General features: G+C 75.8%; 23 protein-coding genes. 16 read left to right on the top strand and 7 right to left on the bottom strand.

Going from position 1 to position 26,138, the window contains the following annotated elements:
• A partial coding sequence (locus IE330_RS29795; RefSeq protein ID WP_190139260.1) for a sirohydrochlorin chelatase occupies positions 1-551 on the bottom strand: 551 nt, incomplete at its 3' end.
• Positions 552-786: 235 nt separating this feature from the next.
• On the opposite strand from IE330_RS29795, the gene IE330_RS29790 reads away from it, so the two are divergent.
• Positions 787-3,000: a molybdopterin oxidoreductase family protein gene (locus IE330_RS29790; protein ID WP_190139259.1), complete on the top strand. Its 2,214-nt coding sequence runs from the start codon at positions 787-789 to the stop codon at positions 2,998-3,000.
• Here IE330_RS29790 and IE330_RS29785 read toward each other — a convergent pair.
• On the bottom strand, positions 2,994-3,413 hold the full coding sequence (locus tag IE330_RS29785; RefSeq protein ID WP_190139258.1) for a gamma-glutamylcyclotransferase family protein: 420 nt from the start codon (positions 3,411-3,413) through the stop codon (positions 2,994-2,996). The two genes, IE330_RS29790 and IE330_RS29785, sit on opposite strands and share 7 nt — an antisense overlap.
• Entirely contained in the window at positions 3,410-3,745 is a 336-nt protein-coding gene (gene cutA, locus IE330_RS29780; RefSeq protein ID WP_190139257.1) for a divalent-cation tolerance protein CutA, read from the bottom strand. Before cutA ends, IE330_RS29785 begins: the two co-directional genes overlap by 4 nt.
• Positions 3,746-4,043: 298 nt before the next feature.
• On the opposite strand from cutA, the gene IE330_RS29775 reads away from it, so the two are divergent.
• The 3 genes from IE330_RS29775 to IE330_RS29765 all read left to right on the top strand — a co-directional run bounded on the left by IE330_RS29775 (position 4,044) and on the right by IE330_RS29765 (position 6,247).
• Positions 4,044-4,241: a hypothetical protein gene (locus IE330_RS29775; RefSeq protein ID WP_190139256.1), complete on the top strand. Its 198-nt coding sequence runs from the start codon at positions 4,044-4,046 to the stop codon at positions 4,239-4,241.
• Positions 4,242-4,307: 66 nt separating this feature from the next.
• Entirely contained in the window at positions 4,308-4,826 is a 519-nt protein-coding gene (locus IE330_RS29770; protein WP_190139255.1) for a hypothetical protein, read from the top strand.
• Positions 4,827-4,846: 20 nt separating this feature from the next.
• On the top strand, positions 4,847-6,247 hold the full coding sequence (locus tag IE330_RS29765) for a sensor histidine kinase (protein ID WP_190139254.1): 1,401 nt from the start codon (positions 4,847-4,849) through the stop codon (positions 6,245-6,247).
• Between the two features lie 83 nt (positions 6,248-6,330).
• Here IE330_RS29765 and IE330_RS29760 read toward each other — a convergent pair whose 3' ends face one another.
• Positions 6,331-6,900: an NADPH-dependent FMN reductase gene (locus tag IE330_RS29760; RefSeq protein ID WP_229926021.1), complete on the bottom strand. Its 570-nt coding sequence runs from the start codon at positions 6,898-6,900 to the stop codon at positions 6,331-6,333.
• A 267-nt stretch (positions 6,901-7,167) separates the two neighbouring features.
• Here IE330_RS29760 and soxR point away from each other — a divergent pair, with 267 nt between their 5' ends.
• The 4 genes from soxR (at position 7,168) to IE330_RS29740 (ending at position 10,392) form a co-directional block, all read left to right on the top strand.
• Positions 7,168-7,626 (top strand): redox-sensitive transcriptional activator SoxR, encoded by a 459-nt coding sequence (gene soxR / locus IE330_RS29755; protein WP_190139253.1) that lies wholly within the window; start codon positions 7,168-7,170, stop codon positions 7,624-7,626.
• Between the two features lie 42 nt (positions 7,627-7,668).
• Complete coding sequence (locus IE330_RS29750) at positions 7,669-8,493, top strand: aminotransferase class IV (protein ID WP_190139252.1); 825 nt, start codon at positions 7,669-7,671, stop codon at positions 8,491-8,493.
• Positions 8,494-8,823: 330 nt separating this feature from the next.
• Positions 8,824-9,363, top strand: coding sequence for a GVDTG sorting domain-containing protein (locus tag IE330_RS29745; RefSeq protein WP_190139251.1), 540 nt, complete (start codon positions 8,824-8,826; stop codon positions 9,361-9,363).
• Positions 9,364-9,747: 384 nt separating this feature from the next.
• Positions 9,748-10,392, top strand: coding sequence for a class F sortase (locus IE330_RS29740; RefSeq protein WP_190139250.1), 645 nt, complete (start codon positions 9,748-9,750; stop codon positions 10,390-10,392).
• Between the two features lie 312 nt (positions 10,393-10,704).
• Here IE330_RS29740 and IE330_RS29735 read toward each other — a convergent pair whose 3' ends face one another.
• Positions 10,705-11,487: a sulfite exporter TauE/SafE family protein gene (locus IE330_RS29735; protein WP_190139249.1), complete on the bottom strand. Its 783-nt coding sequence runs from the start codon at positions 11,485-11,487 to the stop codon at positions 10,705-10,707.
• Positions 11,488-13,369: 1,882 nt separating this feature from the next.
• Here IE330_RS29735 and IE330_RS29730 point away from each other — a divergent pair.
• The 4 genes from IE330_RS29730 to IE330_RS29715 are packed head-to-tail and all read left to right on the top strand — an operon-like array spanning position 13,370 to position 18,559.
• Entirely contained in the window at positions 13,370-14,626 is a 1,257-nt protein-coding gene (locus tag IE330_RS29730) for an NAD(P)/FAD-dependent oxidoreductase (RefSeq protein ID WP_190139248.1), read from the top strand.
• Position 14,627: 1 nt separating this feature from the next.
• On the top strand, positions 14,628-17,222 hold the full coding sequence (gene nirB / locus IE330_RS29725) for a nitrite reductase large subunit NirB (protein WP_190139247.1): 2,595 nt from the start codon (positions 14,628-14,630) through the stop codon (positions 17,220-17,222).
• The gene (nirD, locus tag IE330_RS29720) at positions 17,219-17,608 is read left to right on the top strand and encodes a nitrite reductase small subunit NirD (RefSeq protein WP_190139246.1); all 390 of its coding nucleotides are present in this window, start codon (positions 17,219-17,221) and stop codon (positions 17,606-17,608) included. Before nirB ends, nirD begins: the two co-directional genes overlap by 4 nt.
• A gap of 9 nt (positions 17,609-17,617) precedes the next feature.
• The gene (locus tag IE330_RS29715; protein WP_190139245.1) at positions 17,618-18,559 is read left to right on the top strand and encodes an oxidoreductase; all 942 of its coding nucleotides are present in this window, start codon (positions 17,618-17,620) and stop codon (positions 18,557-18,559) included.
• Positions 18,560-18,652: 93 nt separating this feature from the next.
• Here IE330_RS29715 and IE330_RS29710 read toward each other — a convergent pair whose 3' ends face one another.
• Positions 18,653-19,234, bottom strand: a complete 582-nt coding sequence (locus IE330_RS29710; RefSeq protein ID WP_229926020.1) for a hypothetical protein — start codon at positions 19,232-19,234, stop codon at positions 18,653-18,655.
• Positions 19,235-19,461: 227 nt separating this feature from the next.
• Between IE330_RS29710 and IE330_RS29705 the strand changes: the two genes are divergently transcribed.
• From IE330_RS29705 to IE330_RS29690, 4 genes are all read left to right on the top strand, one after another.
• Entirely contained in the window at positions 19,462-21,345 is a 1,884-nt protein-coding gene (locus IE330_RS29705) for an APC family permease (protein ID WP_190139244.1), read from the top strand.
• Between the two features lie 121 nt (positions 21,346-21,466).
• Positions 21,467-22,726, top strand: coding sequence for an ABC transporter substrate-binding protein (locus IE330_RS29700; RefSeq protein ID WP_190139243.1), 1,260 nt, complete (start codon positions 21,467-21,469; stop codon positions 22,724-22,726).
• Positions 22,727-22,926: 200 nt separating this feature from the next.
• Positions 22,927-23,775, top strand: coding sequence for a carbohydrate ABC transporter permease (locus tag IE330_RS29695; protein ID WP_190139262.1), 849 nt, complete (start codon positions 22,927-22,929; stop codon positions 23,773-23,775).
• Between the two features lies 1 nt (position 23,776).
• Entirely contained in the window at positions 23,777-24,613 is an 837-nt protein-coding gene (locus IE330_RS29690; RefSeq protein ID WP_190139242.1) for a carbohydrate ABC transporter permease, read from the top strand.
• Between the two features lie 24 nt (positions 24,614-24,637).
• On the opposite strand, the gene IE330_RS29685 is transcribed toward IE330_RS29690, so the two are convergent.
• A partial coding sequence (locus tag IE330_RS29685; protein WP_229926019.1) for an alpha/beta hydrolase occupies positions 24,638-26,138 on the bottom strand: 1,501 nt, incomplete at its 5' end.

The following is a 26,138-nucleotide window of genomic DNA, read 5'->3' as shown; positions in this document are numbered from 1 at the left end:
GGGGGCGCGGTGGGCCAGCCCGCCTCGGTGAGGCGGGCGGCCAGCGCCTCGGCGAGCAGCGGGTGCGGGCCGAGCGGGGCGGCGAGGCGGGTGGTCAGGCGGGGGTGGGCGGCGCGGGCGGCGGCGGCCGTGGCGGGGATGTCGCGCGTGGCGTGCAGGCCGTGGCTGAGGAGGAGGGGGACGAGAACGGCGCCGCCCGCGGGGCCGGAGTGGTACCTGGTGTCTGTGGTGCCCGTGGTGTGTCCGGCCGGGGGTGTGGTCTCCCGGCCGAGGGTGTCGAGGGTGTCGGTGAGCAGGGGCTCGTTGAGCTCGATGTGGCCGAGGCGGACGTCGAGGCCGGGGCGGTGGGCGCGGACGGCGTCGAGGAGCGCGGTGACGGTGGCGAGGGCGCGGGGGTCACGGCTGCCGTGGGCGACCGCGACGAGCGCGGGGCGGGGTGCGGCGCGGCGAGGGCCGCGCGGGTTCACGAGGCCGAGGCGGGTGCCGAGTTCACCGCTGATACGGGTCATGAGCTGGGCCGTGGTGTCCAGGTGCGGGGGCGACGGCGTCATGGGGCGAGCATGGCGGGCGCGCGTTGCCTGGCCGTTGCGGCGCCGTGACGGATGGTTTCGGACGGCTCACAGGCGGGGGCCGCCCTACGGGCCTCGGGGCGCGGCCTTACCGGTGGCGGGTCACGGCCTCGCGGGTGTGGCCTCACAGGAGGCTCCCGCGCGGGTGGAGGGGCGCGTACCGCGGGTGTAACCGGGCGGGCGGGGAGGGGAAACACGGGCGGCGGAGGGTGGGGGCATGCAGCCCTCCCCCGCCGTTCCGGCCGCCACGCCCACCCACTGTCCGTACTGCGCGCTCCAGTGCGGCATGGGACTGGCGCGCGGCGCCGGTGGGGTGGAGGTGGTGGAGCGGCCCGAGTTCCCCGTCAACGGGGGCGCGCTGTGCGGCAAGGGCCGTACGGCGCCCGAGGTGCTCTCCTCCCGGGTGCGCCTGACCGAGCCCCTGGTCCGCTCCCACGCCACGGGCGGGCTCGTACCGGCCACCTGGGAGGAGGCCCTGGACCGCGTCGCCGACGGGCTCGTCCGCACGCGCGCGGCGCACGGCGCGGACGCGTGCGCGGTGTTCGGCGGCGGGGGGCTCACGAACGAGAAGGCGTACGCGCTCGGGAAGTTCGCGCGGGTCGTGCTCGGGACGTCGCAGATCGACTACAACGGGCGGTTCTGCATGTCGTCCGCCGCGGCGGCGGGCCAGCGGGCGTTCGGCCTCGACCGGGGCCTGCCGTTCCCGCTGGCGGACGTGGCCCGCACCGGGTGCGTGATCCTCGTGGGCTCCAACCTGGCGGAGACCATGCCGCCCGCGCTGCGGTACCTGACCGAGATGAAGGCGGGCGGCGGCACGCTGATCGTCGTCGACCCGCGCCGCACCCGCACCGCCGAGCAGGCCGACCTGCACCTGGCGCCGCGCCCCGGCACGGACCTGGCGCTCGCGCTCGGCCTGCTGCACCTGGTGGTGGCCGAGGGCCGGGTGGACGAGGCGTACGTCGCGGAGCGCACCACGGGCTTCGCCGAGGCGCGGGCGGCGGCGATGGCGCACTGGCCGGAGTACGTGGAGCGGATCACCGGCGTGCCGGTGCCGCAACTCCGGGAGGCGGTACGGCGGTTCTGCGCGGCGGAGCACGCCATGGTGCTGACCGCGCGCGGGCCGGAGCAGCAGGCGAAGGGCACGGACACGGTGGCCGCGTGGATCAACCTGTGCCTGGCGACGGGCCGCCCGGGCCGCCCGCTGTCCGGGTACGGCTGCCTCACCGGCCAGGGCAACGGGCAGGGGGGCCGGGAGCACGGCCAGAAGGCCGACCAGCTCCCGGGCTACCGGAAGCTGACGGACCCGGCGGCGCGGGCCCATGTGGCGGGCGTGTGGGGCGTGGACCCCGAGACGCTGCCGGGGCCCGGGCGGTCGGCGTACGAGTTGCTGGACGCGCTCGGCGGTGACGTGCGGGCGCTGCTGCTCATGGGTTCCAACCCGGTGGTGTCGGCGCCGCGGGCCGCACATGTGGAGGAGCGGATCCGGTCCCTGGACTTCCTCGCCGTGGCGGACGTGGTGCTGTCGGAGACCGCCGCGCTCGCGGACGTCGTGCTGCCGGTGACGCAGTGGGCCGAGGAGACGGGGACGGTGACGAACCTGGAGGGGCGGGTGCTGCTGCGGCGCAAGGCGGTGGACCCGCCGGCCGGGGTGCGCACCGACCTCGCGGTGCTGCACGGGCTCGCGGAGCGGCTGGGGCACGGCAAGGGGTTCCCGACGGACCCGGAGGAGGTCTTCGAGGAGCTGTGCCGGGCCAGCGCGGGCGGGCCCGCGGACTACGCGGGCATCACGTACGGGCGGCTCGCGGAGGGCGTCGGCGAGGGCGTGTTCTGGCCGTGCCCGGACGGGCCCGGGCGGGCACGGCGGGAGGCGGGAGGTGCCCTGCGGGAGGCGGGCACGGCGGGTGGCGCCGCGCGGGAGGCAGGTGCGGCGGAGGGCGCCCCGCGTGCGGCAGGTGGGGCGGGTGGTGCGCACCCGGGGACGCCGCGGCTCTTCCTGGAGCGGTTCGCGACCGAGGACGGGCGGGCCCGGTTCGTGCCGGTGACGCACCGGGAGGCCGCCGAGGAGCCCGACACGGAGTACCCCGTGCTGCTCACCACCGGGCGGGTGCTGGCCCAGTACCAGTCCGGGGCGCAGACCCGGCGCGTGGCCGAGCTGAACGCCGCCGCGCCCGGCCCCTTCGTCGAGCTGCACCCCCGGCTCGCGGCGCGGCTCGGGCTCGCCGACGGGGACCGGGTGGCCGTGGTGTCGCGGCGGGGCCGGGCGGTGGCCCCCGCGCGGGTCACGTCCGGCATCCGGCCCGACACCGTGTTCATGCCCTTCCACTGGCCCGGGGAGGGGCGGGCCAACACGCTGACGCACCCCGCGCTGGACCCCGTGTCCCGGATGCCGGAGTTCAAGGTGTGCGCGGTACGGCTGGAGAGGGCTCAGTAGCCCGGCCAGGCGTGGGCGCGCAGCGGTGCCGCCGTCGCGCGCAGGCGGGCCGCGAGGCGGGGGGCCGCCACGTAGACCCAGGCCCGGGCCGTCGTGCCGTCCGCGGGCAGGACGTCGCGGGCCACGCGGACGTAGAGGCTCCGGGGGTCGCCTGGCGTGTACTCCTCCAGGCGGTCGAGGTCCGCGAGCAGCGCGGGGTAGGACTCGGGCCGCGCGGTCAGCAGGTCGCCGTGGACGGGGCCCGCGCCGGGGGTCTCCACGGCGTACGGGTAGCCGGGGCCCGCGTAGAGGACGGTGTCCGGCAGGCGGGCGGGGGTGGCCGCGCCGACGCGCCCGCGCACGAAGGCGGCGTGGTTGCGCCCGCCGGGGCGCAGCGTCCCGTACACGAAGAACGGCAGCGGGGCCTCGGTCACGCGGTCGTCTCCGCCGCGACCCAGGCGAGGTAGGCCGCGCTGCCGCGGGTCACCGGGGTGGCGATGATCTCCGGCGTTTCGTAGTCGTGGGCCTCGCGGAGCCAGGACTCCAGGGCCTCGTACCGCTCGTCCGTCGTCTTCAGGAACACCTGCCACTCGGCGGCCGTCTCGACGGCGCCCTCCCAGCGGTAGACGGAGGTGACGGGTCCGCTGATCTGCGCGCAGGCCGCGAGGCGCGCCTCGACCGCGCCGCGCGCCAGGGCGTCGGCCTTGTCGGCGGCGTCCGTGGTGGTCAGGACGAGGAGGGCGGCGGGGGTGGTTGATGCGGTCACGGCCAGGTGTTCCTCTCGGGGTCTGGGGGTTGGGGGGTCTGGGGGGGTTGGGGGGTCTGGGGGCTCGCGGGGGCTCGGGCGTGGGCCCCTGGCGGGGAGAGCCTCGCGCGCCGGTGAGGCTACCGGCCCGGCCGAAGGTCCTGACGTGGGGTTCCGTCCGCATTCGCACCCGTCTGTTACACAATCTCCCGGTTCCCGTGATGCGCCCTTCCTAGCGTCGGTCGCAGGTGGCCGGTCCTCGCCGAAGTCCGGACCGGCCGACCGCCGTCCAGCCGCCGTCTCGCCCATGGGTGCCGCCATGATTCCGCGTCTCCGCATCGTCCTGGGTCTGCTCGCCATCGCTCCGGCCGCCGCCGCGCTCTGCGCCTGCGGGGCCTCCGACGGGCTGGTCGCCGGGGAGCGGGTGGGGCCGGTCGCGGCGCAGCCGAGCCCGCAGCCGCTGTGGCCCGACTGGTCGGGTGCCGCGTCACGGGCACCGGGCGCGGACACCGGGTAGAAGCCGCCGCCGCCCGGGCCGCTCGACGGGGTCCGGGTCGGGCCCGGCGGGCTGGCGAAGGTCGACGTGCGCGAGCTGCTGCGCGCGGACCCGCGGCTGCGACCGCTGGCCGGTCGCCCGTCGGCCACGGCGCCGGGGCGCCCGGGCATCCGGCCGCCGGCGTCCGCCGACCTGACCGGCGACGGCAGGCCGGAGCGGCTCGTGGCGATCGACCTGGAGGGCGGGCGCACCGCGCTCACCGTGTACGCCGCGCGCGGGGGCCGGGTCCACCCCGTGCTCTTCACCGTGGGCAGAGGGCTCTCCGTCGACCTGCTCGGCAGGGATCTTCTGGTACGCGGTTCCTGCGCGGAGGGCGGTGAACAGGCCGTGCGCTACCACTGGGACGGCACGCGGATGTCCGCGGTCAGCGACACGAAGCGCTACGAGAAGCACGGGAAGCAGGAGAAGCACGGGGAGCACGGGGAGCCCGGGGAGCCCGGGAAGCATGCGGGGCACGACGGGCACGGCGGGCACGCCAGGCACGCCAGGCACGCCGGGCACGCCGGGTACGAGCGGTCGCGCCGGACGCCGGGAACCCGCTCGTGACGCCCGGACAGATCCCTCACATGGACGGCCGTACCCCACCGACGACGTGCGCCCGCGACGCCCGCGCACGGTCCCGCGTCCGCGCCCGCGCGCATCGGGCGGTCCGGCGCCTCGCGTGCGCACCCCGGCGCGCCCCCGCCGCGCTCAACTCGCTCGGGCTGCGCTGGAAGATCGCGGCGCTGCTCGCCGCGGGCTGCGCGGTCGTGGCCGTCGCCATCGGGCTTCTCGTGCACCACGCGCGGCTCGACCAGGTGAGCGCGAGCGCGCGGACCGGGGCGACCGCGCAGTTGCTGCGGGTGCGGCAGCTCTACGAGCTGACGGGCCGGGTCGACCACGGCGGTGGCCGCGGCGGCACGAACGCCGCCGTCGACGCGCCCGGCCTGCCGGGGCCGCTGCGCGCGGCGGCGCTCGCCGGGCACCGGGGCACGTACCTGGACCTGGACTCCGACGACCCGGCGGTGTGGGCGGCCCGGCGGCTCGACGGCGACGGCGATCATGTGCTGTCGGTACGCCTGTCCCTGCGCGACCAGGCCGGTGAGATGGCCGCGTTCGACCGGCGGCTGCTCGTGTCGGGCGCCGTGGTCGTCGCGCTGGCCGCGCTCGGCGGGGCCGCGCTGGCCAGCCGCCTCAGCCGCGACCTGCGCACCGCGGCCGCCACCGCCCGGCGCATCAGCCAGGGCGAACTCGACGCCCGCATCGGCCATCCGCTGCCGCCCGGCCACCGGCCCGGCCGCAACGAGGTCGCGGACCTGGCGACGGCCGTGGACACGATGGCCGCCTCGCTCCAGCGGCGCCTGGAGGCCGAGCAGCGGTTCACGGCGGACGTGGCGCACGAGCTGCGCACGCCCCTGACCGGCCTGCACACCGCGGCCGAGCTGCTGCCGCCGGGCCGCCCCACGGAGCTGGTGCGCGACCGGGTGGCCGCGCTGCGGGCGCTGACCGAGGACCTCCTGGAGGTGGCGCGACTGGACGCGGACGCCGAACGGCCCGACCTGGACGTGCACCCGCTGGGCACGCTCGTCGAGGCGATGGTGCGGCGCGCGGTCCTGTCGGGGCAGTGCACGGGCGAGGGCGTGCGGTTCGGCCGCGCCGACGAGCGGCTCGTACGGACCGACGCGCGGCGCCTGGAGCGCATCGTCGCGAACCTGGTCACCAACGCCCGCAAGCACGGCGGGGACCCCGTCGACCTGCGCGTCGACGGGGCGGTGGTGACCGTGCGTGACCACGGGCCCGGCTTCCCCGAGCACCTGCTGCGCGAGGGCCCGCGGCGGTTCGGGACCGGCGCCCGCGAGCGCGGGCAGGGCACCGGGCTCGGCCTGACCATCGTGTACGGCCAGGCCGCGGCCATCGGCGCCCGGGTGGAGCTGGCCAACGCGCCGGACGGGGGCGCGGTGGCGGTGGTGCGGCTGCCGGAGGTGTGAGCCCGCGCCACACCCCCGCCCGCACGCCCCCGGCCCGCACGCCTCCTCCGGGCCGCACGCCCCCGGGCCGCCCCGGGGCCGCGTCAGCTCTCGTAGGGCCGCACCCGCTTGGCCGCCCGGAGCGCCCAGGCCCACCACGCGAGCTGGTCCAGCATCGCCTTCGCGGCGGCGTCGGCGGCCTCCGGGTCCCTGTGGGCGCCGTCCTCGTCGAAGAGGGCGCCCGCGTTGTGGAAGGAGACGGTCTCGCGGATGGTGACGGCGTGCAGCTCGGCGAGGACCGGGCGCAGGTGCTCGACCGCGCGCAGGCCGCCGGAGAGGCCGCCGTAGGAGACGAAGGCGACGGGCTTGGCGTGCCACTCGGGGCCGTGCCAGTCGATGACGTTCTTCAGGGGCGCGGGGTAGGAGTGGTTGTACTCGGGGGTCAGGACGATGAAGGCGTCGGCGGCGGCGAGCTTCGGGGTGACCTTGGCGAGTTCGGCGCGGGTGCTCTCGGACGGGCGGTAGGACAGGGAGGTGGGCAGGTCGACGTCGGCGAGGTCGACGACGTCCACCTCGAACCCCGCGTGGTCCCGCACGTGCCGCAGCAGCCATGCGGCCACGACCGGGCCGAAGCGGCCCTCGCGGTTGCTGCCGACGACGACGGCCACTTTCACGGGGGTCGTGGCCGAGGCGGTGAGGGCGGAGGCTACGGCGGTGTCGGGGCTGGCGCCGGTGCCAGGGCTGGCGCCGGAACTGGTGCTGCTGCCGGAACTGGTGCCGGTGCCGGGAGCCACGGCCGTGCCGGACGTGGAGGAAGCGTTGGTCGCGACGGAAGCGGTGGAAGCAACGGGAGCCGGAACGGCTGTGGTGGTGTCCATGCGCACAGGCTCTTAGTTAAACCTTGGTTCAAGTCAAGGGGCTTCCGTGGCTACGCTGTCGCCATGACCTCGCACCTCGCACCGGGCGCCAAGGAAGCCACCGTCGGCGAGCTCGCCGAGCGCAGCGGAGTGGCGCCCTCCGCCTTGCGCTTCTACGAGCGCGAAGGGCTCATCAGCAGCCGCCGCACCGCAGGGAACCAGCGCCGCTACAGCCGCGACACGCTGCGCCGCGTCGCCTTCATCCGCACCTCGCAGCGGCTCGGCATCCCCCTCGCCACCATCCGCGAGGTGCTCGGCCTGCTGCCGGACGACCGTACGCCGACCCGGGAGGACTGGGCGCGCATCTCCGAGTGCTGGCGCGAGGACCTCGACCGGCGCATCCGCACCCTGGAGCGGCTGCGCGACAACCTCACGGAGTGCATCGGCTGCGGCTGCCTCTCGCTCGCCAAGTGCGCCCTGTCGAACCCGTGGGACGAGTTGGCCGCGCACGGGCCGGGGCCGCGCCGGCTGCTCGAGGACTGACCGGCGGGGGCCCGCGGCGGGCGGGTCCGTACGGTTGCCGTCATGACGACACCGAACCCCGCCGACGTCCGGCGGCTGGAGATCGACGGAGCCCCGGCCACGCCCGCCCAACTGCGGCTGCGCGCCCTCGACGGCTACGGGCACTTCACGGCGATGCAGGTCAGGGGCGGCCGGGCGCGCGGCATGGCGCTGCACCTGGACCGCCTCGACGTGGCGACCCGCGAACTCTTCGACCAGAGTCTCGACGGGGACCGCGTCCGCGCGGCCGTCCGGCACGCGCTCGCCGGGGACGGCACCCCGGAGGGCGGCCTCCTCCTGGACGCCGCCGTGCGCGTCTACGTCCACGCGCCCGAGGGCGTGCCGTCCCTGATGGTCACCGTCCGCGCGCCCGTCGAGCTGCCCGCGACCATGGCCGAGCGCGCCCAGTCCCTGAAGTCCGTGCCGTACGTCCGGCCCGTGGCGCACATCAAGCACCTGGGCGGCTTCGGGCAGGCGTACCACCGGCGCCGGGTGGCGCGCGCCGGCTTCGACGAGGCGCTGCTCACCGGGCCGGACGGGGCGGTCAGCGAGGGCGCGGTGACGAACGTCGCCTTCTTCGACGGCCGCGAGGTCGTCTGGCCGGACGCGCCGCACCTGCGCGGCGTCACCATGGGCCTGCTGGAGCCCCGCCTCGCCGACGCCGGGCTGCCCACCCGGCGGGGCCCGGTGTTCCTGCGGGACCTGGGGGCCTACCGGGCCGCGTTCGTCACGAACTCCTGGGGCGTGTCACCCGTGTGCCGCGTCGACGACCACGACTTCCCCCTCGACGAGGAGCTGATGAGGACCGTGTCCGAGGTGTACGAGGGGGTGCCCTGGGACGAGATCTGAGCGGGGGCCGGGTGGTGCCCGGGGCGGGTTCGGGGGCGTTCCGGGGCGGGTTCCGGGGCATTCCGGGGCGTTCCGGGACGGGGTTCCGGGGCGGGGTTCCGGACCGGGTTCCGGCCGGGTTCCGGTCAGCGGGTCACCCGTTCACAGGTGCCGGGCCGCACCTTCGGAGTCTTTCCGTGACACGCCGGTGACCTGCTGGAACGTATCCGTCGGAGCGTCAGGAGGCGGGACGCGCCCGGTTTTCTGATGGTGCATCAGCAGGCGTGCGGGGCGGAGGGCACGTTACCTCGACAGTGCGTACCGCCCCCAGGCCCGACAGGAGCAAGCACCATGCGCACTGCCCGCCGGCTGTCGACCACCGCCGCGCTCGCCGTCACCTCCGCGGTCCTGCTCGCCGCCCCCGCGTCCGCCGCCCCCGCGGGCGGCCTCGACGTCACGCCGTCGCCCGTGACGCCCGGCACCACCGTCACGGTGCGGACGGCCGCGTGCGGCACGGACGGCACGGCGGCGGGCGACGCCAGCGCGGTGGGCGCGGGCACGTTCGCGCTGACGTCCGCCGCGGGCGCGCGGGAGGCGGCCGGGCGGTTCCAGGTGCCGCCGTCGGCGCAGCCCGGGACGTACGAGATCGTGGCGCGCTGCGCCTCGTCGGGGGGCCGTCAGGTCGCGGGCGACCTGACGGTGACGCTCACGTCCACGGCGGCCGCGCGCGAGCGGGACCCCGTGCACCCGAGGGGGCATGTGAAGACGGGAGTCGGCGGCGCGCTCGGCCCCGACCCCGTGCAGACCGCGGCGGGCGTGGCTGCTCTCGCCGTCGCCGCCGCGGGCGGTACCTGGCTCCTGCATCGCCGGGCGAGAGGCGACAGGTTCTGACGGACACCCTCCGCTGTCCGCGGGTACCGCCGTCCCCTCCCTCCGCCGGCCGCCCGTCCCTCGCGGCCGCGGCGGAGGGAGGGGCCCCGACCGGCCGCCGGGGCCGACCTCGGGCCCCGGCCTCGGACCCGGCTTCAGACCCGGGCCCGGCTTCGGACCCCGCCTCGGGCCCGGGCCCGGCCTCGGACCCGGGCCCGGCTTCGGATCCGGACCCGGCCTCGGACCCGATTCCGCCTCTCTGCGCCTTGGCCCTTTCTCCTTTCGGCCGATCCTTCCGATTTTCCTTTCGAGCCTTCCGATCCCGTCCCGAGCCTTCCGATCCCACCCCCGACCCACCCGACCCCGCCCCGGCCGCGTAAGCGACCTCGACCCCGAGGGGACGCCATGGCCCACCGCTCGCGCGCGCCGCGCGGCAGGACCGGCACCGCGCTCATAGCCGCCGGCACCGCCCTCGCCCTGTGCGGCGGGGCCTGGCTGCTGCACAGCGGCACGGCGCAGCACCCGCCGCCGCAGCCCTCGGCCGCGCAGGCCGCCTCGCCGGGGGTCGGGGCGGCGCCCGAGGCCGCACCGCTGCCGCCCTCGCCGCCCGACCGCGTGCGCATCCCCGCCATCGGCGTGGACGCGCCGCTCATGGGGCTCGGCCTGACCCGGCAGGGCAGCCTCGACGTGCCGCCGCCGCGCCACAAGAACCTCGCCGGGTGGTACGAGGCGGGCACCACGCCCGGTGAACGCGGTACGGCCGTCATGGCCGGGCACGTCGACAACGCGGACGGGCCCGCCGTCTTCTACCGCCTCGGCGCGCTGCGGCGGAACCAGGTCATCGAGGTGGAGCGGCGGGACGGCGGGGTCGCGCTCTTCTCGGTGGACGCGGTGGAGGTGTACGACGCGGCGCGGTTTCCCGACCGGAAGGTGTACGGGGCCGCTGCGCGGGCCGAGTTGCGGGTGATCACCTGCGGGGGCGCGTACTCGAAACGTACGGGGTACCAGGGGAACGTGGTGGTTTTCGCCCACCTCACCGGGTCTCGGTAGTGGTGGCCCGGGGCGGGGGCTGCGCCGCTCCGCGCCGGGGGTGTTCTCCCACCCGCCCGCCCGTTGCTCGGCGCCGCACCCGGCGGGATCGTGCGCCGCTCCGCGGCGAGTGGTTTCCCACCCGCCCACCCATCGCTCGGCACCTCACCGCCGAGGTCGTGCGCCGCTCCGCGGCGAGGGAGCTTTCCCACCCGCCCGCCCGTTGCTCCGCACCTCACCCACCGGGATCGTGCGCCGCTCCGCGGCGAGTGGTTTCCCGCCCGCCCACCCGTTGCTCCGCACCTCCCCGCCGAGGCTGTGGCCCCCCTCCCCCTACGCCACCCACTGCTCATACGCCATCTTCGTCACCAACCCCACCACCGTCACCAGCAGCACCACCCGGACGAAGCCGCTGCCCCGCTTCAGGGCCGTGCGGGCGCCCAGCATGCCGCCCGTCAGATTGAACGCGGCGAGGAGTACGGCCAGTTGCCACAGGACGGCGCCCTGCCAGGCGAACATCGCGAGGGCGCCCGCGTTGGTGCAGCAGTTGACGATCTTCGCGTTGGCCGAGGCCTGGACCAGGTCGAGCCGGAGCACCGCCGTCAGCGCGAGCACGAGGAACGTGCCGGTGCCGGGGCCGATGAGCCCGTCGTAGAAGCCGATGCCGACGCCCGCGATGCCGATCGCGGCCAGGACGCGGCGCGGCGGCAGCGGGCCCGTCGCCGGGGCCGTGCCGAAGTCCGGCCGGAAGATCACGAACGCGCCCACGCCGACGAGCACGGCCATGATGACCGGCTTGAGCACCTCGGTGCTCATCCCCGCGGCGAAGAACGCGCCGCCCATGGAACCGGCGAGCGCGGCAAGGCCGATCCGCACGGCCGTCGGTACGTCGACCGGGGCCTTGCGGACGTACGTCACTGCCGCGCCGGTCGTGCCGACGATCGCCACGGCCTTGTTGGTGCCGAGCGCGGTCGCGGCGGGCGTCGACGCGGGGAGGCCGAGCAGCAGCGCGGGCAGGAGCAGCAGGCCGCCGCCGCCCACCACGGCGTCGATCCAGCCCGCCGCGAGGGCGGCGAGGCACAGGACGACGACGGCGGCCAGGGGTATGTCAGGCATGATCGCGACCCTAGCCCCGAGCACTCCGGCACACGCAACCCCTTACATCCCCACCCCCACCCCCCTCCGCCACCTCCCCCACCCCACACGCACGACCACCCCCGAACAGGCCCCAACCCGTCCGACACCCACCACCTTCGACACCCGGCACCCCCGGCACCCCCGGCCGGGCACCCGACCTCCGGCACCCGGCCCCGGCTCCGGGACCCGCCTCCCGCCATCCACCCCCCATCGGCATCCGGCGCCGACACCCGGCCTCCACCCCCGGGCACCCGGCCTCGGGCATCCGGCGCCCTGCGTCGGGCATCCGACACCCGGCCCCCCGGCATCCGGCCCCGGCGTCCGGCACCCGCCCCCGGCGCCCATCCAGCATCCGGAGCCCGGCATCCACCCCCGGGCACTCGGCACCCGGCGTCCAACACCCGGCACCCGGGACCCGCCCTCACCGGCATTCGGCGCCGACGTCCGGCATCCGCCCCTTCGGCGCCCGGCATCCACCCCTGGGCACCCGGCCCCGGGCATCCGGCGCCCGGCGACCGGCACCCGGCGTCCTGCGCCGGACATCCGACACCCGGCCCCCCGGCATCCGGCACCGGCGTCCGGCACCGGCCCCCAGCGCCCATCCAGCATCCGGAGCCCGGCATCCGCCCCCAGCGCCCGACACCCAGCGTCCGGCGCTCGGCATCCACCCCCGGGCACTGGGCACCCGGCGCCCCTCGATCTCGCGTCCAGCACTCGCCCCCCCCGGCATCGGCACCCGCCCGCGGGCACCCGGCATCCAGCTCCGGCCCCGGCCCCGGCCCCGGCCCCCAGCATCCGGGCCCCGCCCCCGGCGTCCGGCATCCGCCCCCACCGGCATCCGGCGCCGACGTCCGGTACCCGGCGTCGGGCATCAGCACCCAACCCCCGGGATCCACCCCCACCATCCGGCCCTGGCGTCGGTATCCGCCCCCGACGCCCGACATACGCGTCCGGCGCCCGTCACCCAGCACCCGGCGTCGGGCATCCGACACCCGGCATCCGGCCCCGGCATCCGGAGCCCGATGTCCGCCCCCGCCCGTGCACCCGGCGTCCCGCGTCCGGCGCTCGGCTCCCAGGACATCCATAGTCCGGCGTCCGCCCCCGGGCCCCCGGCGCCCGGCATCCATAGTCCGCCGTCCGCTCCCGGGCTACCGTCATCCGCTGTCCCTCATCCGGCGCCCGGCGTCCGGCGTCCCGCGTCCCGTACCGAGCATCCAGCACTCGGCCCCCAGCATCCGGTACCCGCCGCCCCCGGACGCCCGGCGCCCAGCGTCCACCACCGAGCACCGGCCCCCGGCACCCGCCCCGGGCATCCGGCGTCCGCCGCCCGGCGTCCAAAACCGAGCCCCGGCCCCCGACCCCGGCACCTGTCACCGGGCATCCGGCACCCGGGCACCCATCACCCCGGCAACCCGGCACCCCGGGGAACCCCGCCCCGACAGCACCCGCGCACTACCCAGCACGGGTGGGTGGGTGGGAAAGCACGCCCGGGCAGCACCTGCGCACCACCCCGCACGGGTGGGTGGGTGGGAAAGCGCCCTCGGGCAGCACCCGCATCACCACCCCGCACGGGCGGGCGGGTGGGAAAGCACGCCCGGGCAGCAACCACCACCACCCCGCACGCCCACCCCGCAAGCCCAGCCGCACCACAAGCCCACCCGCACCACAAGCCCACCCGGACCACAAGCCCACCCGCACCACAAGCCACCCACCCCGCAAGCCCCCAGAGGACACCGCACCGCACTCCCCCCAAAGCCAAGGCGCCCCTCACACCCACCCCCCGACCGGCCGGAGGTCACCGTTCCCGTGGGGAAACACGTGGGCCCCCGCAGGGAAACACCGCCCCCGCAGGCTGCGGGGCATGACCACTTCATCCCAGGCCCAGGCCCAGGCCGAGGCCGCGGCCCGGGCCCCCGGGCCGGTCGTCGTGCTGGGGGCCGGGCTCGCCGGGGCCCGGCTCGCCGCGCGGCTCGGGCCGGACGCGCTGCTGATCGGGGAGGAACCGCACGCCCCGTACAACCGCGTCCTGCTCACGGACGTGCTCGCGGGGCGGCTCGGCGCCGAGGTGATCGCCCTGCCCGCGCCGGGCAGGTACCACCGGACGCGGGCGGTGCGCATCGACCGCGCCGAGCGGGTGGTGCTGTGCGAGGACGGCTCCCGCGTGCCGTACGGGACGCTGGTGCTGGCCACCGGCGCGAACCCGGTGCTGCCGCCGCTGCGCGGCCTGTTCGCGCCGGGCGACCGGGAGCTGCCGGAGGGCGTGCACGCGTTCCGGACCCTCGACGACTGCCTGGCCCTGTCGGCCGCCGCCCGGCCCGGCTGCCGTGCCGTGGTGATCGGCGGCGGGCTGCTCGGCGTGTGCGCGGCCCGCGCGCTCGCCGGGCGGGGCGCGCACGTGGTCCTCGCCCAGCAGGGCGACCGGCTGATGGAGCGGCAGCTCGACCCGGCCGCGTCGGAGCTGGTGCGCCGGCATCTGACGGGGCTCGGCGTGGAGGTGCACACGGAGTGCCGGGTGCGGGGCGTCGGCCGCGACGGGGGCCGGGTCACCTCCGTGGAGCTGGCCGACGGCTATGTCCTTGAGACCGATCTGACCGTGCTGGCCTGCGGTGTCCGGCCGCGTACCGGCCTGGCCCGCGCGGCGGGACTCGACGTCCGCCGGGGCGTGGTCGTGGACGACGCCCTGCGCACCAGCGACCCCCGTGTCCACGCCATCGGCGACTGCGCCGAGCACGCGGGCCGGGTGCCCTGCCTGGCCGCGCCCGCCCTCGACCAGGCCGACGCGCTGGCCGCGGCCCTGACCGCGCCGGGCTCCGCGCGGCCGTACGCGGGCACCCGGGCGCTGACCCGGCTGACGCTGCCGGACGCCGAGGCCCCGCTGGACCTCGCCGCGTTCGGGGAGACGGAACCCCGCCCGGACGACGACGTGCTGCGGCTCGCCGACGCCACGCGCGGCACGTACCGCAAGGTCGTGGTCCGCGGCGACCGGCTGGTCGGCGGGGTGCTGCTCGGCGACCTCGCGGCGGTCGGCGCCCTCGCCCGCGCCTGGGAGGCGGACGAGCCCCTGCCGGACGACGGCGCCCCGCCGCTGCACCTGCTCACCCACGACGGAGGCCACTGACATGCCCACCGACCTGCCCCCCGGCCCGCCCGCGGACGAGCCCGCCGGGCTCCCCACCCTCGTCCTCGTCGGCCACGGCATGGTCGGCCAGCGCTTCCTGGAGGAGCTGGCCGAGCGCGGGGTCACCGCCACGCACCGCGTGGTCGTGCTGTGCGAGGAGCCGCGCCCCGCCTACGACCGCGTCCAGTTGACCTCGTACTTCTCGGGGCGGACGCCGGACGAGCTGTCCGTGACCGACCCCGGGTTCCTCGCGCGGCACCGGATCGAGCTGCGGGTCGGCGACCCGGCCGAGCGCGTCGACCGCGCGGCGCGGACGGTCACCGCCCGCTCCGGGTTCACCGTCGCGTACGACACGCTGGTCCTGGCCACCGGCTCCGCCCCGTTCGTGCCGCCGGTGCCCGGCAGGGACGCCACCGGCTGCTTCGTCTACCGCACCGTCGAGGACGTCCTCGCCATCGAGGAGTACGCGACGCGGCATGCCACCGCGGGCGCGGTCGTCGGCGGCGGGCTGCTCGGCCTGGAGGCCGCGGGCGCGCTCCAGGGGCTCGGACTCGCCACGCGCATCGTGGAGTTCGCGCCCCGGCTGATGCCCGCGCAGGTCGACGAGGGCGGCGGCGCGGCCCTCCTGCGCACCCTCACCGGGCGGGGCCTGACCGTGCACACGGGCGTCGGCACGCAGGAGGTCCTCAGGGACGGCGCGGGGGCCGTGACGGGCATGCGGCTCTCCGACGGCTCGGAGGTGGCCACCGACATGGTGGTGTTCTCCGCCGGGGTGCGCCCCCGCGACCAGCTCGCCCGCGACTGCGGCCTCGCGGTGGGCGAGCGCGGCGGCGTCACGGTCGACGAGCTGTGCCGCACGAGCGACCCGGCGGTGTACGCGATCGGCGAGTGCGCGCAGGCCTGCGACGGCCGCGTGTACGGCCTGGTCGCGCCCGGCTACGAGATGGCGCGCACGGCGGCCGAGGCCATCGCCTCCGGTACGGGCCGGGCGTTCACCGGGGCCGACATGTCGACCAAGCTGAAGCTGCTCGGCGTGGACGTCGCCTCGTTCGGCGACGCGCACGGGGCGGCCGAGGGGTGCCTGGACGTCGTCTACTCCGACTCGCGCTCGGGCACGTACAAGAAGCTCGTCGTCGGCGCGGGCGGTGAACTGCTCGGCGGGGTCCTGGTCGGCGACGCCGAGGCGTACGGCACGCTGCGGGCACTGACCGGGCAGGTGCCGCCGGTCCCCGCCGAGCAGCTCGTGCTCCCGGCGGGCGCGGGCGAGGCCAGGGCGCTCGGTCCCGAGGCGCTGCCCGGTGACGCGGTGGTCTGCACCTGCCACAACGTGACGAAGGCGGCGATCCAGGCCTGCGCATCGCTGCCGGAGGTGAAAAAGTGCACCAAGGCCGGGACGGGCTGCGGCAGTTGCGTCAAGCTCGTCGGGCAGCTCCTGCCCGCGTCCGGCGACGCGGGGCTGTGCGGCTGCTTCCCGCACACCCGCGCCGAGCTGTACGAGATCGTCCGGGTGCGCCGTGTCACGTCGTTCGCGGAGCTGCTGGACACGCACGGCCGACAGGAGGCGCGCGGCGGCGAGGGCTGTGAGACGTGCAAGCCCGCCGTCGGCTCGATCATCGCCTCGCTCGCCCCGGCCATCGGCGCCGACGGCTACGTCCTGGACGGCGAGCAGGCCGCGCTCCAGGACACCAACGACCACTTCCTCGCCAACCTCCAGAAGAACGGCTCCTACTCGGTGGTGCCGCGCGTGCCCGGCGGCGAGATCACCCCGGAGAAGCTCATCGTCATCGGCGAGGTGGCACGGGACTTCGGCCTGTACACGAAGATCACGGGCGGGCAGCGCATCGACCTGTTCGGGGCGCGCGTCGAGCAACTGCCGCTGATCTGGGCGCGGCTCGTGGCGGCGGGCTTCGAGTCCGGGCACGCGTACGGCAAGGCGCTGCGCACGGTGAAGTCCTGCGTCGGCTGGACCTGGTGCCGGTACGGCGTGCAGGACTCGGTGCGCATGGCCATCGACCTGGAGCTGCGCTACCGGGGCCTGCGAGCGCCGCACAAGCTGAAGTCGGCCGTGTCGGGGTGCGCCCGGGAGTGCGCGGAGGCCCGCTCGAAGGACTTCGGCGTGATCGCCACCTCCGGCGGCTGGAACCTGTACGTCGGCGGCAACGGCGGCGCCACCCCGCGCCACGGCGACCTGCTCGCGCAGGACCTGGACGACGCCGGCCTGGTGCGCCTGATCGACCGGTTCCTGATGTTCTACATCCGTACGGCGGACCGCCTGGAGCGGACCTCGACGTGGCTGGAGCGCATCGAGGGCGGCGTCGACCACGTGCGCGAGGTGGTCGTGGACGACTCGCTCGGGCTGTGCGCGGAGCTGGAGGCGCTGATGGCCGAGCACGTCACGCACTACCGCGACGAGTGGGCGGCCACCCTCGACGACCCCGAGCGCCTGGCGCGCTTCGTGTCGTTCGTGAACGCGCCCGGCGCCCCCGACCCGATGGTGTCCTTCGTCCCCGAGCGCGAGCAGATCAAGCCGGACCTGCCCCTGCTGACCCTCGGCCCCCGCCGCACCGCCGACCTGGAAGGAACCCCGGCCTCATGACGACCTCCACCGTGACCAAGCCCTCCCCCGCCGCCCCGGCCCCGGTGACCGCCGGCGCGAGCGTCCAGCTCCGCCTGGACGGGCGCTGGCTGACGATGTGCGCGGCCTCCCTGCTCACGCCCGGCCGCGGCGTCGCCGTGCTGCTGCCGGACGGGCGGCGGCAGGCGGCGCTGTTCCTGGACCGCGCCGGGCGGCTGTACGCCGTCGACAACCGCGACCCGTTCTCCGGTGCGGCCGTGCTCTCGCGCGGCCTGCTCGGCTCGGCGCGGGGCCGGGTGTTCGTGGCCTCGCCCCTGCTCAAGCAGCGGTTCGACCTGGTGACGGGGCAGTGCCTGGACGACGACGAGGTCCGGGTGGGCGTGTACGAGGTGCGGCTCGCGGCGTAGCCTCGGCGCATGACGGACTGGAGCGCGCGCGACATCCCGGACCTGAGCGACCGTGCGGCGGTGGTCACCGGCGCCAACAGCGGCATCGGCTACTGCACCGCGCGCGAACTGGCCCGGCGCGGCGCCCGCGTGGTGCTCGCCTGCCGCAGCGAGGAGCGCGGCTCCGCCGCCCTGGCCCGGCTGTTCTCCGACGTGCCGTCCGCCGACGCCGCGCTGTGGCGCCTGGACCTCGGCGACCTGGGCTCCGTACGGGAGTTCGCGGAGCGCTACGACCGCGAGCGCGGCGGCCGCCTCGACCTGCTGGTCAACAACGCGGGCGTGATGGCGCTGCCGCACCGGCGCACCGCCGACGGGTTCGAGGCGCAGTTCGGCGTCAACCACCTCGGGCACTTCGCGCTCACCGGGCTGCTCCTGCCGCACCTGCTGCGGACGCCCGGCGCCCGGGTGGTCACCGTGTCGAGCATGCTGCACCTGCTCGGCAACGTCGACATCACCGACCTCAACAGCGACCGCGGCTACCGCCGCTGGCTCGCCTACGGCCGGTCCAAGTCGGCGAACCTGCTGTTCACGCACGAGCTGGCGCGGCGCGCCGCCGCCGCGGGCGCGGACCTCGTCGCGGCCGCCGCGCACCCCGGCTACGCCGCGACGAACCTCCAGGCGGCCGGGGCCAGGCTGGAGGGCCGCAAGGTCCGCGAGACCGTCATGACCGCCGCCACCCGCGTGGTCGGCCAGTCGGCCGCGGCGGGCGCCCTGCCCACCCTGTACGCGGCCACGGCCCCCGGGGTGCGCCCGGACTCCTTCACCGGCCCCCGCCACCTCGGCTGGCGCGGCGCCCCCACCCCGTCCCCCCGGGCGAGCTGGACCCGCGACGACCGCGTCTCGACCCGCCTCTGGGAGGCTTCCGAGGAACTGACGGGCGTCCGGTACGCCTACACCGCGAAGCCCGCCTGACCCGGAACAGCGCCCCAAAGGGGCGCGGGGAACTGCGCGAGCAACCCAGGACGGCCCGCGGACAGGACACAACCCCCTAGCCCCCACGGCGCGTTACATCCCCGACACCTCAAAGACAGCCCGAGCACACCCACGCTCAACCCGCGCCACGAGCTGGCCAAGCTCACAAGCTCCGGTGCGCAGCAGCCCCGACCGCGCCGCCGCCCGCGCGCCCCCGTCCAGGCGGTGCAGCAGCAGCGGGTTGTCGGCCAGGACCTTCGGGTCGAACTCGACCCGGTGCCCCAGCGAGTCCCGCAGCACGAGCCGCGCGGCGACGGTCTCCGAGACGTGGACGCTGGTCAGCAGGTTCGTGCACACGTGCCGCCGCCGCAGCGGGCCGCGCACGGCGATCCAGCCGGGGCCCGCGGTGACGCGTACCGGGTGCAGGACGACGTACAGGAGTACCGAGAGCGCCGCCCACAGCCCCGCGCGGGCCGCGCTGAGCGTGCCCGCGGCGAAGTCGACGAGGTCGATCAGGGCGAACAGCGCGACCGCGCAGAGGACGGCGTCCCGCAGGTCGGCCGCCCAGCGCCGGTCGGCCACCACGTCGTCCGGGCCGGGCGGCCGGTGCGCGCGTACCGTCCCGCGGGCCGCGCCGAGGCGGGCCGCGGCACGGGTTCTCCAGTCACATCCCATGGGCGCACCGTAAGGTCGGCCCCCCGTCCCGTCAGCGGCGTTGACGCAGCGCATACACATCCGTGGTGTGCCTTGACGAGACGCTGACGAACCCCTTAACAAGTCGTCAAGAAGGTGCCCGCGCCCGCAAGGGAACCGCCAAGAGGCGGCGCCGGGACCGGTGCCCGCGCCGACGCTGTGGACGGCCGATCACCGGCCGACCCGTCGCGAAAGGCAAGGCACCCACCATGACGACCGTTTCCGAGCGCCCCGGCGCCCCGGCCATCGAGGAGCCCCCCGATACCGGCCCCGGTGTGCCGGACTCCGGCGAGCGCCACCGCCTGACCGCGGTGCAGGGCCTCGCCGCCCTGTCCCTGGACGCGATGGCCTCCGTCGCCTACGGGCCCGAGGCCGTCGTGCTCGTGCTGGCCGCGGCCGGCGGCCACGGCCTGGGGTTCACGCTGCCGGTGACGCTCGCGATCGCCGCGCTCCTCGCCGTCCTGGTCGCCTCCTACCGCCAGGTGATCGCCGCCTTCCCGGACGGCGGCGGCTCCTACGCCGCCGCCAAGACGCACCTGGGCCGCCGCACCGGCCTGGTCGCCGCCGCCTCGCTCGTCCTGGACTACGTGCTGAACGTGGCCGTGGCCGTGACCGCCGGGGTCGCCGCGCTGACCTCCGCCTTCCCCGGTCTGTACGGCGACCGGCTGTGGCTGTGCCTGGGCGTCCTCGCGCTGATCACCGCCGTGAACCTGCGGGGCGTCGTCGACTCGGCGCGGGCGTTCGTCGTGCCGACGGCCGTGTTCGTCGGCGCGATCCTCACCGTGGTGGCGGTGGGGCTGTTCCGGGACGGCCCCGTCTCCACCGAGGCCGCCGCCGGGCACGCCTCCGTCCTCGCCGACAACACCACTGCGGTGGGCGCGCTGCTGCTCCTGAAGGCGTTCGCCGCGGGCTGTTCCGCGCTCACCGGGGTGGAGGCCATCGCCAACGCCGTGCCGACGTTCCGCGCGCCGCGCGTCCGGCGGGCCCAGCGCGCGGAGGTCGCGCTCGGCGCGCTGCTCGGCGTGATGCTGATCGGCCTGTCCGTGCTGATCTCCCGCTTCGGGCTCCAGCCGGTCGAGGGCGTCACCGTCCTGGCCCAGCTCACGGACGCCTCGCTCGGCCACACCTGGGCGTTCTACGTGGTGCAGTGCGCCACGGTGGTCCTGCTCGCGCTGTCCGCGAACACCTCCTTCGGCGGGCTGCCCGTCCTGATGGGCCTGCTGGCCCGGGACAACTACCTGCCGCACGTGTTCGCCCTGAAGGCGGACCGCCAGGTCCACCGCCACGGCGTACTCGCGCTCGCCGTCGCGGGCGGGGCCCTGCTGGTCTTCTCCGGCGGGGACACCAACACGCTGGTGCCGCTGTTCGCCATCGGTGTCTTCGTCGGCTTCACGCTCTGCCAGACGGGCATGGTCCGGCACTGGCGCGCTGCGGGCCGGCCCGCGAAGGCCCTGCTCAACGGCTTCGGCGCGGTGCTGACGGGGGTCGCGGCCCTCGTCGTCACCGCCACCAAGTTCACCGCGGGCGCCTGGCTGATCGTCCTCGCGCTGCCCGCGATCGTGGGCGTCTTCGAGGTCGTGCACCGCGCGTACGGGCGCATCGGCGAGGGCCTGGGCCTCGGCCGGGTGCCCGAGGCGCCGCGCCGCGACCACTCCCTGGTGGTGGTCCCGGTCTCCGGCCTGTCCCGGCTGACGTGCGAGGCGCTCACCGCGGCCGTGTCCCTCGGCGACGAGGTGCGGGCCGTGACCGTCACCCACCCCGACCCTGAGGACCGCGCGGCCGCGGCGGCGCTGCGCTCCGCCTGGGAGCGGTGGAACCCCGGGGTCGACCTGGTGGAGCTGCCCTCGCCCACGCGTACGGTGGGGCGGCCGGTGGCCGCGTACGTACGGAGGGTGTACCGGTACCACCCCGGGACCCGGGTCACCGTGCTGATCCCCGAGGTGGAGCCGGCGCACCTGTGGGAGCGGCTCCTGCAGAACCAGCGCGGCGCGGTCCTCGCGCACGCGGTCCGCCGCGACACGGACGCCGTCATCTGCCGTCTGCGCTTCCGCCTGCCCGCCGCCCGGGAGCTGCCTGATCCGGAGCGGGACTGACCGGTCCGGGGGCCGTTCGCGCGCGGGTGCCACACGGCCGCAATCCCTCTGTCGTAATCCCCCTGCATGGTTGATCGTTGGGCCCGACACGTACCCGTCGATCCACGCAGGGGGACACGTCATGACCATCAGTCGCAGGACACTGCTCGGCACGGGCGCGGCGCTCGGGCTGCTCACCGCGTGCGGGTCGAACACCGGCCGCGACGGCGGCGGTTCGGGCGGCGAGGGGCCCCGCCTCTCGCACTGGTACCACCAGTACGGCGAGGCCGGGACCGAGCAGGCGGTCAAGCGGTACGCCGCCGCGTACGACAAGGCGGACGTCCGGGTCCAGTGGCGCCCGGGCAACTACGACGAGCAGACCGCCGCGGCCCTGCTCACCGCGTCGGGCCCGGACGTGTTCGAGGTCAACGGCCCGACGCTGGACCAGATCCGTGGCGGCCAGGTCGTCGACCTCACCGACCTCCTGGACGGCGTCAAGGACGACTTCAACCCCGTCGTGCTCGCGCCCAAGACCCACGAGGGCCGTATCTGGGCCGTCCCGCAGGTCGTCGACATGCAGGTGCTGTACTACCGCAAGAGCCTCCTCGCCGACGCGGGCCTCAAGCCCCCCGGCACGCTCGACGAACTCGTCGACGCGGCCAAGGAGTTGACGACGAAGAAGACCAAGGGCCTCTTCCTCGGCAACGACGGCGGCGCGGGTGTCCTCGGCGGCACCCCGCTGTACGCGGCGGGCCTCTCCCTCGTCACCGACGACGGCGAGGTGGGCTTCGACGACCCGGCGGCCGCCCGGGCGCTCGCCAAGGTGCGCGAGCTGTACGCGGCGAAGTCGCTGCTGCTCGGCGCGCCCTCCGACTGGTCGGACCCCTCGGCGTTCGTCCAGGAGCTGACGGCCATGCAGTGGTCGGGGCTGTGGGCGCTGCCCGCCGTGCGCAAGGCCTTCGGCGACGACTTCGGCGTCCTGCCGTTCCCCGCGGACGGCCCCGACGGCAGGCCCGCTGTGCCAGTCGGGGCGTACGGCGCCGCCGTGAGCGCCCGTACCAAGCACGAGCAGGCCGCCAAGGAGTACGTCAAGTGGCTCTGGGTCGACCGGACCGACCACCAGCGGGACTTCGCCCTGAGCTACGGCTTCCACATCCCCGCCCGGCGCTCCCTGGCCGCGAAGGCCGACCCGCTCACCGAGGGCCCGGCCGCCGACGCCGTGCGCTACTCCACCGAGCACGGCTACGCCGAGCCCCTGCTGTGGACGCCCGCCAGCCGCACCGCGTACCAGGACGCGCTCAGCCGCGTCATCAAGTCCGGCGCGAACCCGGAGCGCGAGCTGCGGTCCGTCGTGCGGAAGGTGTCGGCGGAGCTGTCCCGCGTGCAGAAGAGGTCCTCGTGAGGGCACGCGGCGCGGGGTCCGGCCGGGCCGGGCGCGCGGAGGCCGGTCGTCCGCGCGGCCCGGCGGGGCGCGCGGGCACCGGCCGGGCGCCCCGCACCGGGCCCGGCCCCGGCGCGCGGGCTCCGCTCGCGCGCCGGCTCGCGGGCCCGCAGAACCGGAACCTCTGGTTCTGGGTCTTCGTCGGCCCCTTCGCGCTCGGCCTGCTCGTCTTCACGTACGTGCCGCTCGGCTGGAGCGTCTACCTCAGCTTCTTCGACGCGCACAACACCGTCTCGCCCACCGAGTTCGTCGGCCTCGACAACTACACGGCGATGCTGAAGGACGAGGCGTTCACCGACAGCCTGTGGACGTTCGCCGTCTTCACGGCCTTCATCGTGCCGACGACGTTCGCGCTCTCCCTGTCGCTCGCGCTGATGGTGAACCGGCTGCGCCGCGCGCAGGCGTTCTTCCGCTCGGTGTTCTTCCTGCCGGCGGCGTGCAGCTACGTCGTCGCGGCCCTGATCTGGAAGATGTCCCTCTTCAACGGGGTGCGGTTCGGGCTCGCGAACACCGTGCTCGGCTGGTTCGGCGCCGACCAGACGGCGTGGCTGTCGACCACCGACCCGCCCTGGTACTGGCTGGTGATCGTCACCGTACGGCTGTGGCTCCAGGCCGGGTTCTACATGGTCCTCTTCCTGGCGGGGCTCCAGCGCATTCCGCCCGTCCTGTACGAGGCCGCGGCCGTGGACGGGGCCAGGCCCGGCTGGCAGGTGCTGCGCCACATCACGCTTCCGCAGCTCCGGGCCACCTCCGTGGCCGTGGTGCTGCTCCTCGTCATCAACGCCTTCCAGGCCTTCGACGAGTTCTACAACCTGCTCTCCGACGCCCGCGGCTATCCGCCGTACGCCCGCCCGCCGCTCGTCTACCTCTACTACACGGCGCTCGGGCAGGGACAGAACCTCGGCCTCGGCAGCGCGGGGGCGGTGCTGCTCGCGCTGGTCATCGCGGTGGTGACGATCGGCCAGGCCCGCTGGCTCGGGCTCGGCAGGGCCGACGAGAAGGGAGCCTGACATGCACGACGCGTGGGTGCGCGTGGGGCGGGCGCTGCGCCTGGCCCTGCTGATCGCCCTGGCCCTGCTGTTCCTGATCCCGTTCTACCTCCTTGTGCGCAACGGCCTGTCCGCCGAGGCGGACATCACCTCGCCCGACTGGACGTTCTTCCCGTCCACGCTGCACTTCTCGAACATCAGCGAGCTGTTCGAGGACTCCACCGTCCCCATGGCCCGCTCGCTGCTGAACTCGGCGGTCATCGCAGTCCTGACGACCGCGGGCACCCTGCTGCTGGCCTCGCTCGCGGGCTACGGCCTGGCCCGCATCCCCTACCGCCACGCCGACCACGTCTTCCACGCGATCCTGGCCACGATGATGGTGCCGGCCGCCGTCACCTTCGTCCCGAGCTTCGTCCTGGTGTCGTCGCTCGGCTGGATCTCCACCCTGCGCGGCCTGATCGTCCCGACGCTGTTCTCGGCGTTCGCCTGCTTCGTCTTCCGCCAGTACTTCCTCGGCTTCCCCCGGGAGCTGGAGGACGCGGCGCGGGTGGACGGGCTCGGCTACTGGCGCACGTACTGGCGCGTGGTCGTGCCGAACGCGCGGCCGGTGTTCGCGGCCGTCGGCACGATCGTGTTCATCGGCGCGTGGAACTCCTTCCTGTGGCCGCTGGTGATCGGCCAGGACCGGGACGCGTGGACGGTCCAGGTGGCCCTGGCCTCCTTCACCACCTCTCAAGTGATCCGGCTGCACGAGCTGTTCGTCGCGGCGGCGGTGTCGATCGTGCCGCTGCTCGTGGTGTTCCTGTTCTTCCAGCGGTGGATCGTGGCGGGGGTGGAGCGGTCGGGCATCGACGACTGACCGCTCCACCCGCGGGTTCTTTTCTCAGGGCGCCTCGGGTCGGAAGGCGTTCGGTGCGGCGCCCGGGGCGCGGGTGGCGCCGCCGCCGGGCGCGGCCCGGCACGTCACGTCCCGGGCCGGGAGCCTGCCGGTGGCCAGGTAGCCCAGGGCGGTGTCCTCCGCGCAGGCGTTGCGGGGCTCGGCGAAGAGGACGCCGTGGCCCTCGCCCTCGTCGACGGTGATCATCCGCGAGCCCTTCAGCGCGCGGTGCATGCCCCGGGCGGTGAGCAGCGGGGACTGCGAGTCCCACTCGTTCTGCACGATCAGCGCGGGCACCTTGTTGTCGACCTCGGTGACGGGCTCGGCGCCACGCGGCCAGAACACGCACGGCGGCATCGAGGACGCGAAGTCGCCGTACAGCGGGTAGCGGGCGGCGTCGGCCAGGGAGTCGCGGTAGTACGTCTTCGGGTCGCGCGGCCAGGAGGCGTCGGCGCAGACCACGGCCCACTGGGCGGAGATCTCGTTGTCCGACGGGGTCTGAGCGGGCAGCCCCGGCACGGTCTCGCCCGCGGCCGCCCGCTTGAGCGTCACCAGGGTCTCGGCGCCCTGGCGGACGGTGAAGAACCCGCGGCGCATGGTGTGGCGCACGGCGGCGCCGTCCAGCTTGTCGCCGCCGACCACGAGGGGCTTGGCGTCGGCGCGGCGCACCAGCTTCCAGAAGGTCCGCTCGACTTGGGCCGGGGTGGCGCCGAGGTGGTAGGTCGCGTCGTGCCGCGCGGTCCACCGCGTCCACCGGCGGAAGGCGGGCTCGGCCTCCGAGCCCCAGACGCGGAACATCTCGCGCCACATCCACGCCGGGTCGACGGCGCTGTCGAGCACGAACCGGTCGACGCGCCGCGGGAAGAGCTGGGTGTAGACCGCGCCGAGGGCGGTGCCGTACGAGATACCGAGGAACGACAGCTTCCGCTCGCCCAGGGCCGCGCGCATGACGTCCATGTCGCGGGCGGTGTTGCGGGTGGTGAGGTGCGGCAGGAGGTCGCCGTGCCGGGCGCGGCACTTGCCCGCGACGGCCTTCGCCCAGGCCACGTTCCCGGCGAACTCGGCCGCGGAGCGGGTGGGGCGCGGGAAGCGCTTCTCGTCCTCGGTGAGACCGCAGGCGACCGGCGTGCTCCGGCCCACGCCGCGCGGGTCGAAGCCCACCAGGTCGTACCGGTCGCGCACGCTCTTCGGCAGCACCTCGGCCAGCTCCAGCGGAAGGTCGAGCCCCGTGCCACCGGGCCCGCCCGGGTTGACGGTCAGCACGCCGCGCCGCTTGCCCGGTTCGCCGGTCCGCAGCCGGGATATCGCGACGTCGATGGTCCTGCCCCGGGGCGCGCGGTAGTCGAGCGGCACCTTGAGCGTCGCGCACCGGAACGCGGCGGGCTTGTCGGCGGCGCACCGTTTCCAGGTGAGCTTCTGCTGGGCGTACGGGGCGGGCGGTGCGGCGGCGCCGGGGGGCGGCTGCTGGTGCGCGGGCGCGGACGGCCGCGCGGGCGCGGGCGCGTCC

It is taken from the genome of Streptomyces longispororuber (genome assembly GCF_014656095.1).
Taxonomy (GTDB): Bacteria; Actinomycetota; Actinomycetes; order Streptomycetales; family Streptomycetaceae; genus Streptomyces; species Streptomyces longispororuber.
This window is presented reverse-complemented; position numbering and strand designations above follow the sequence as displayed.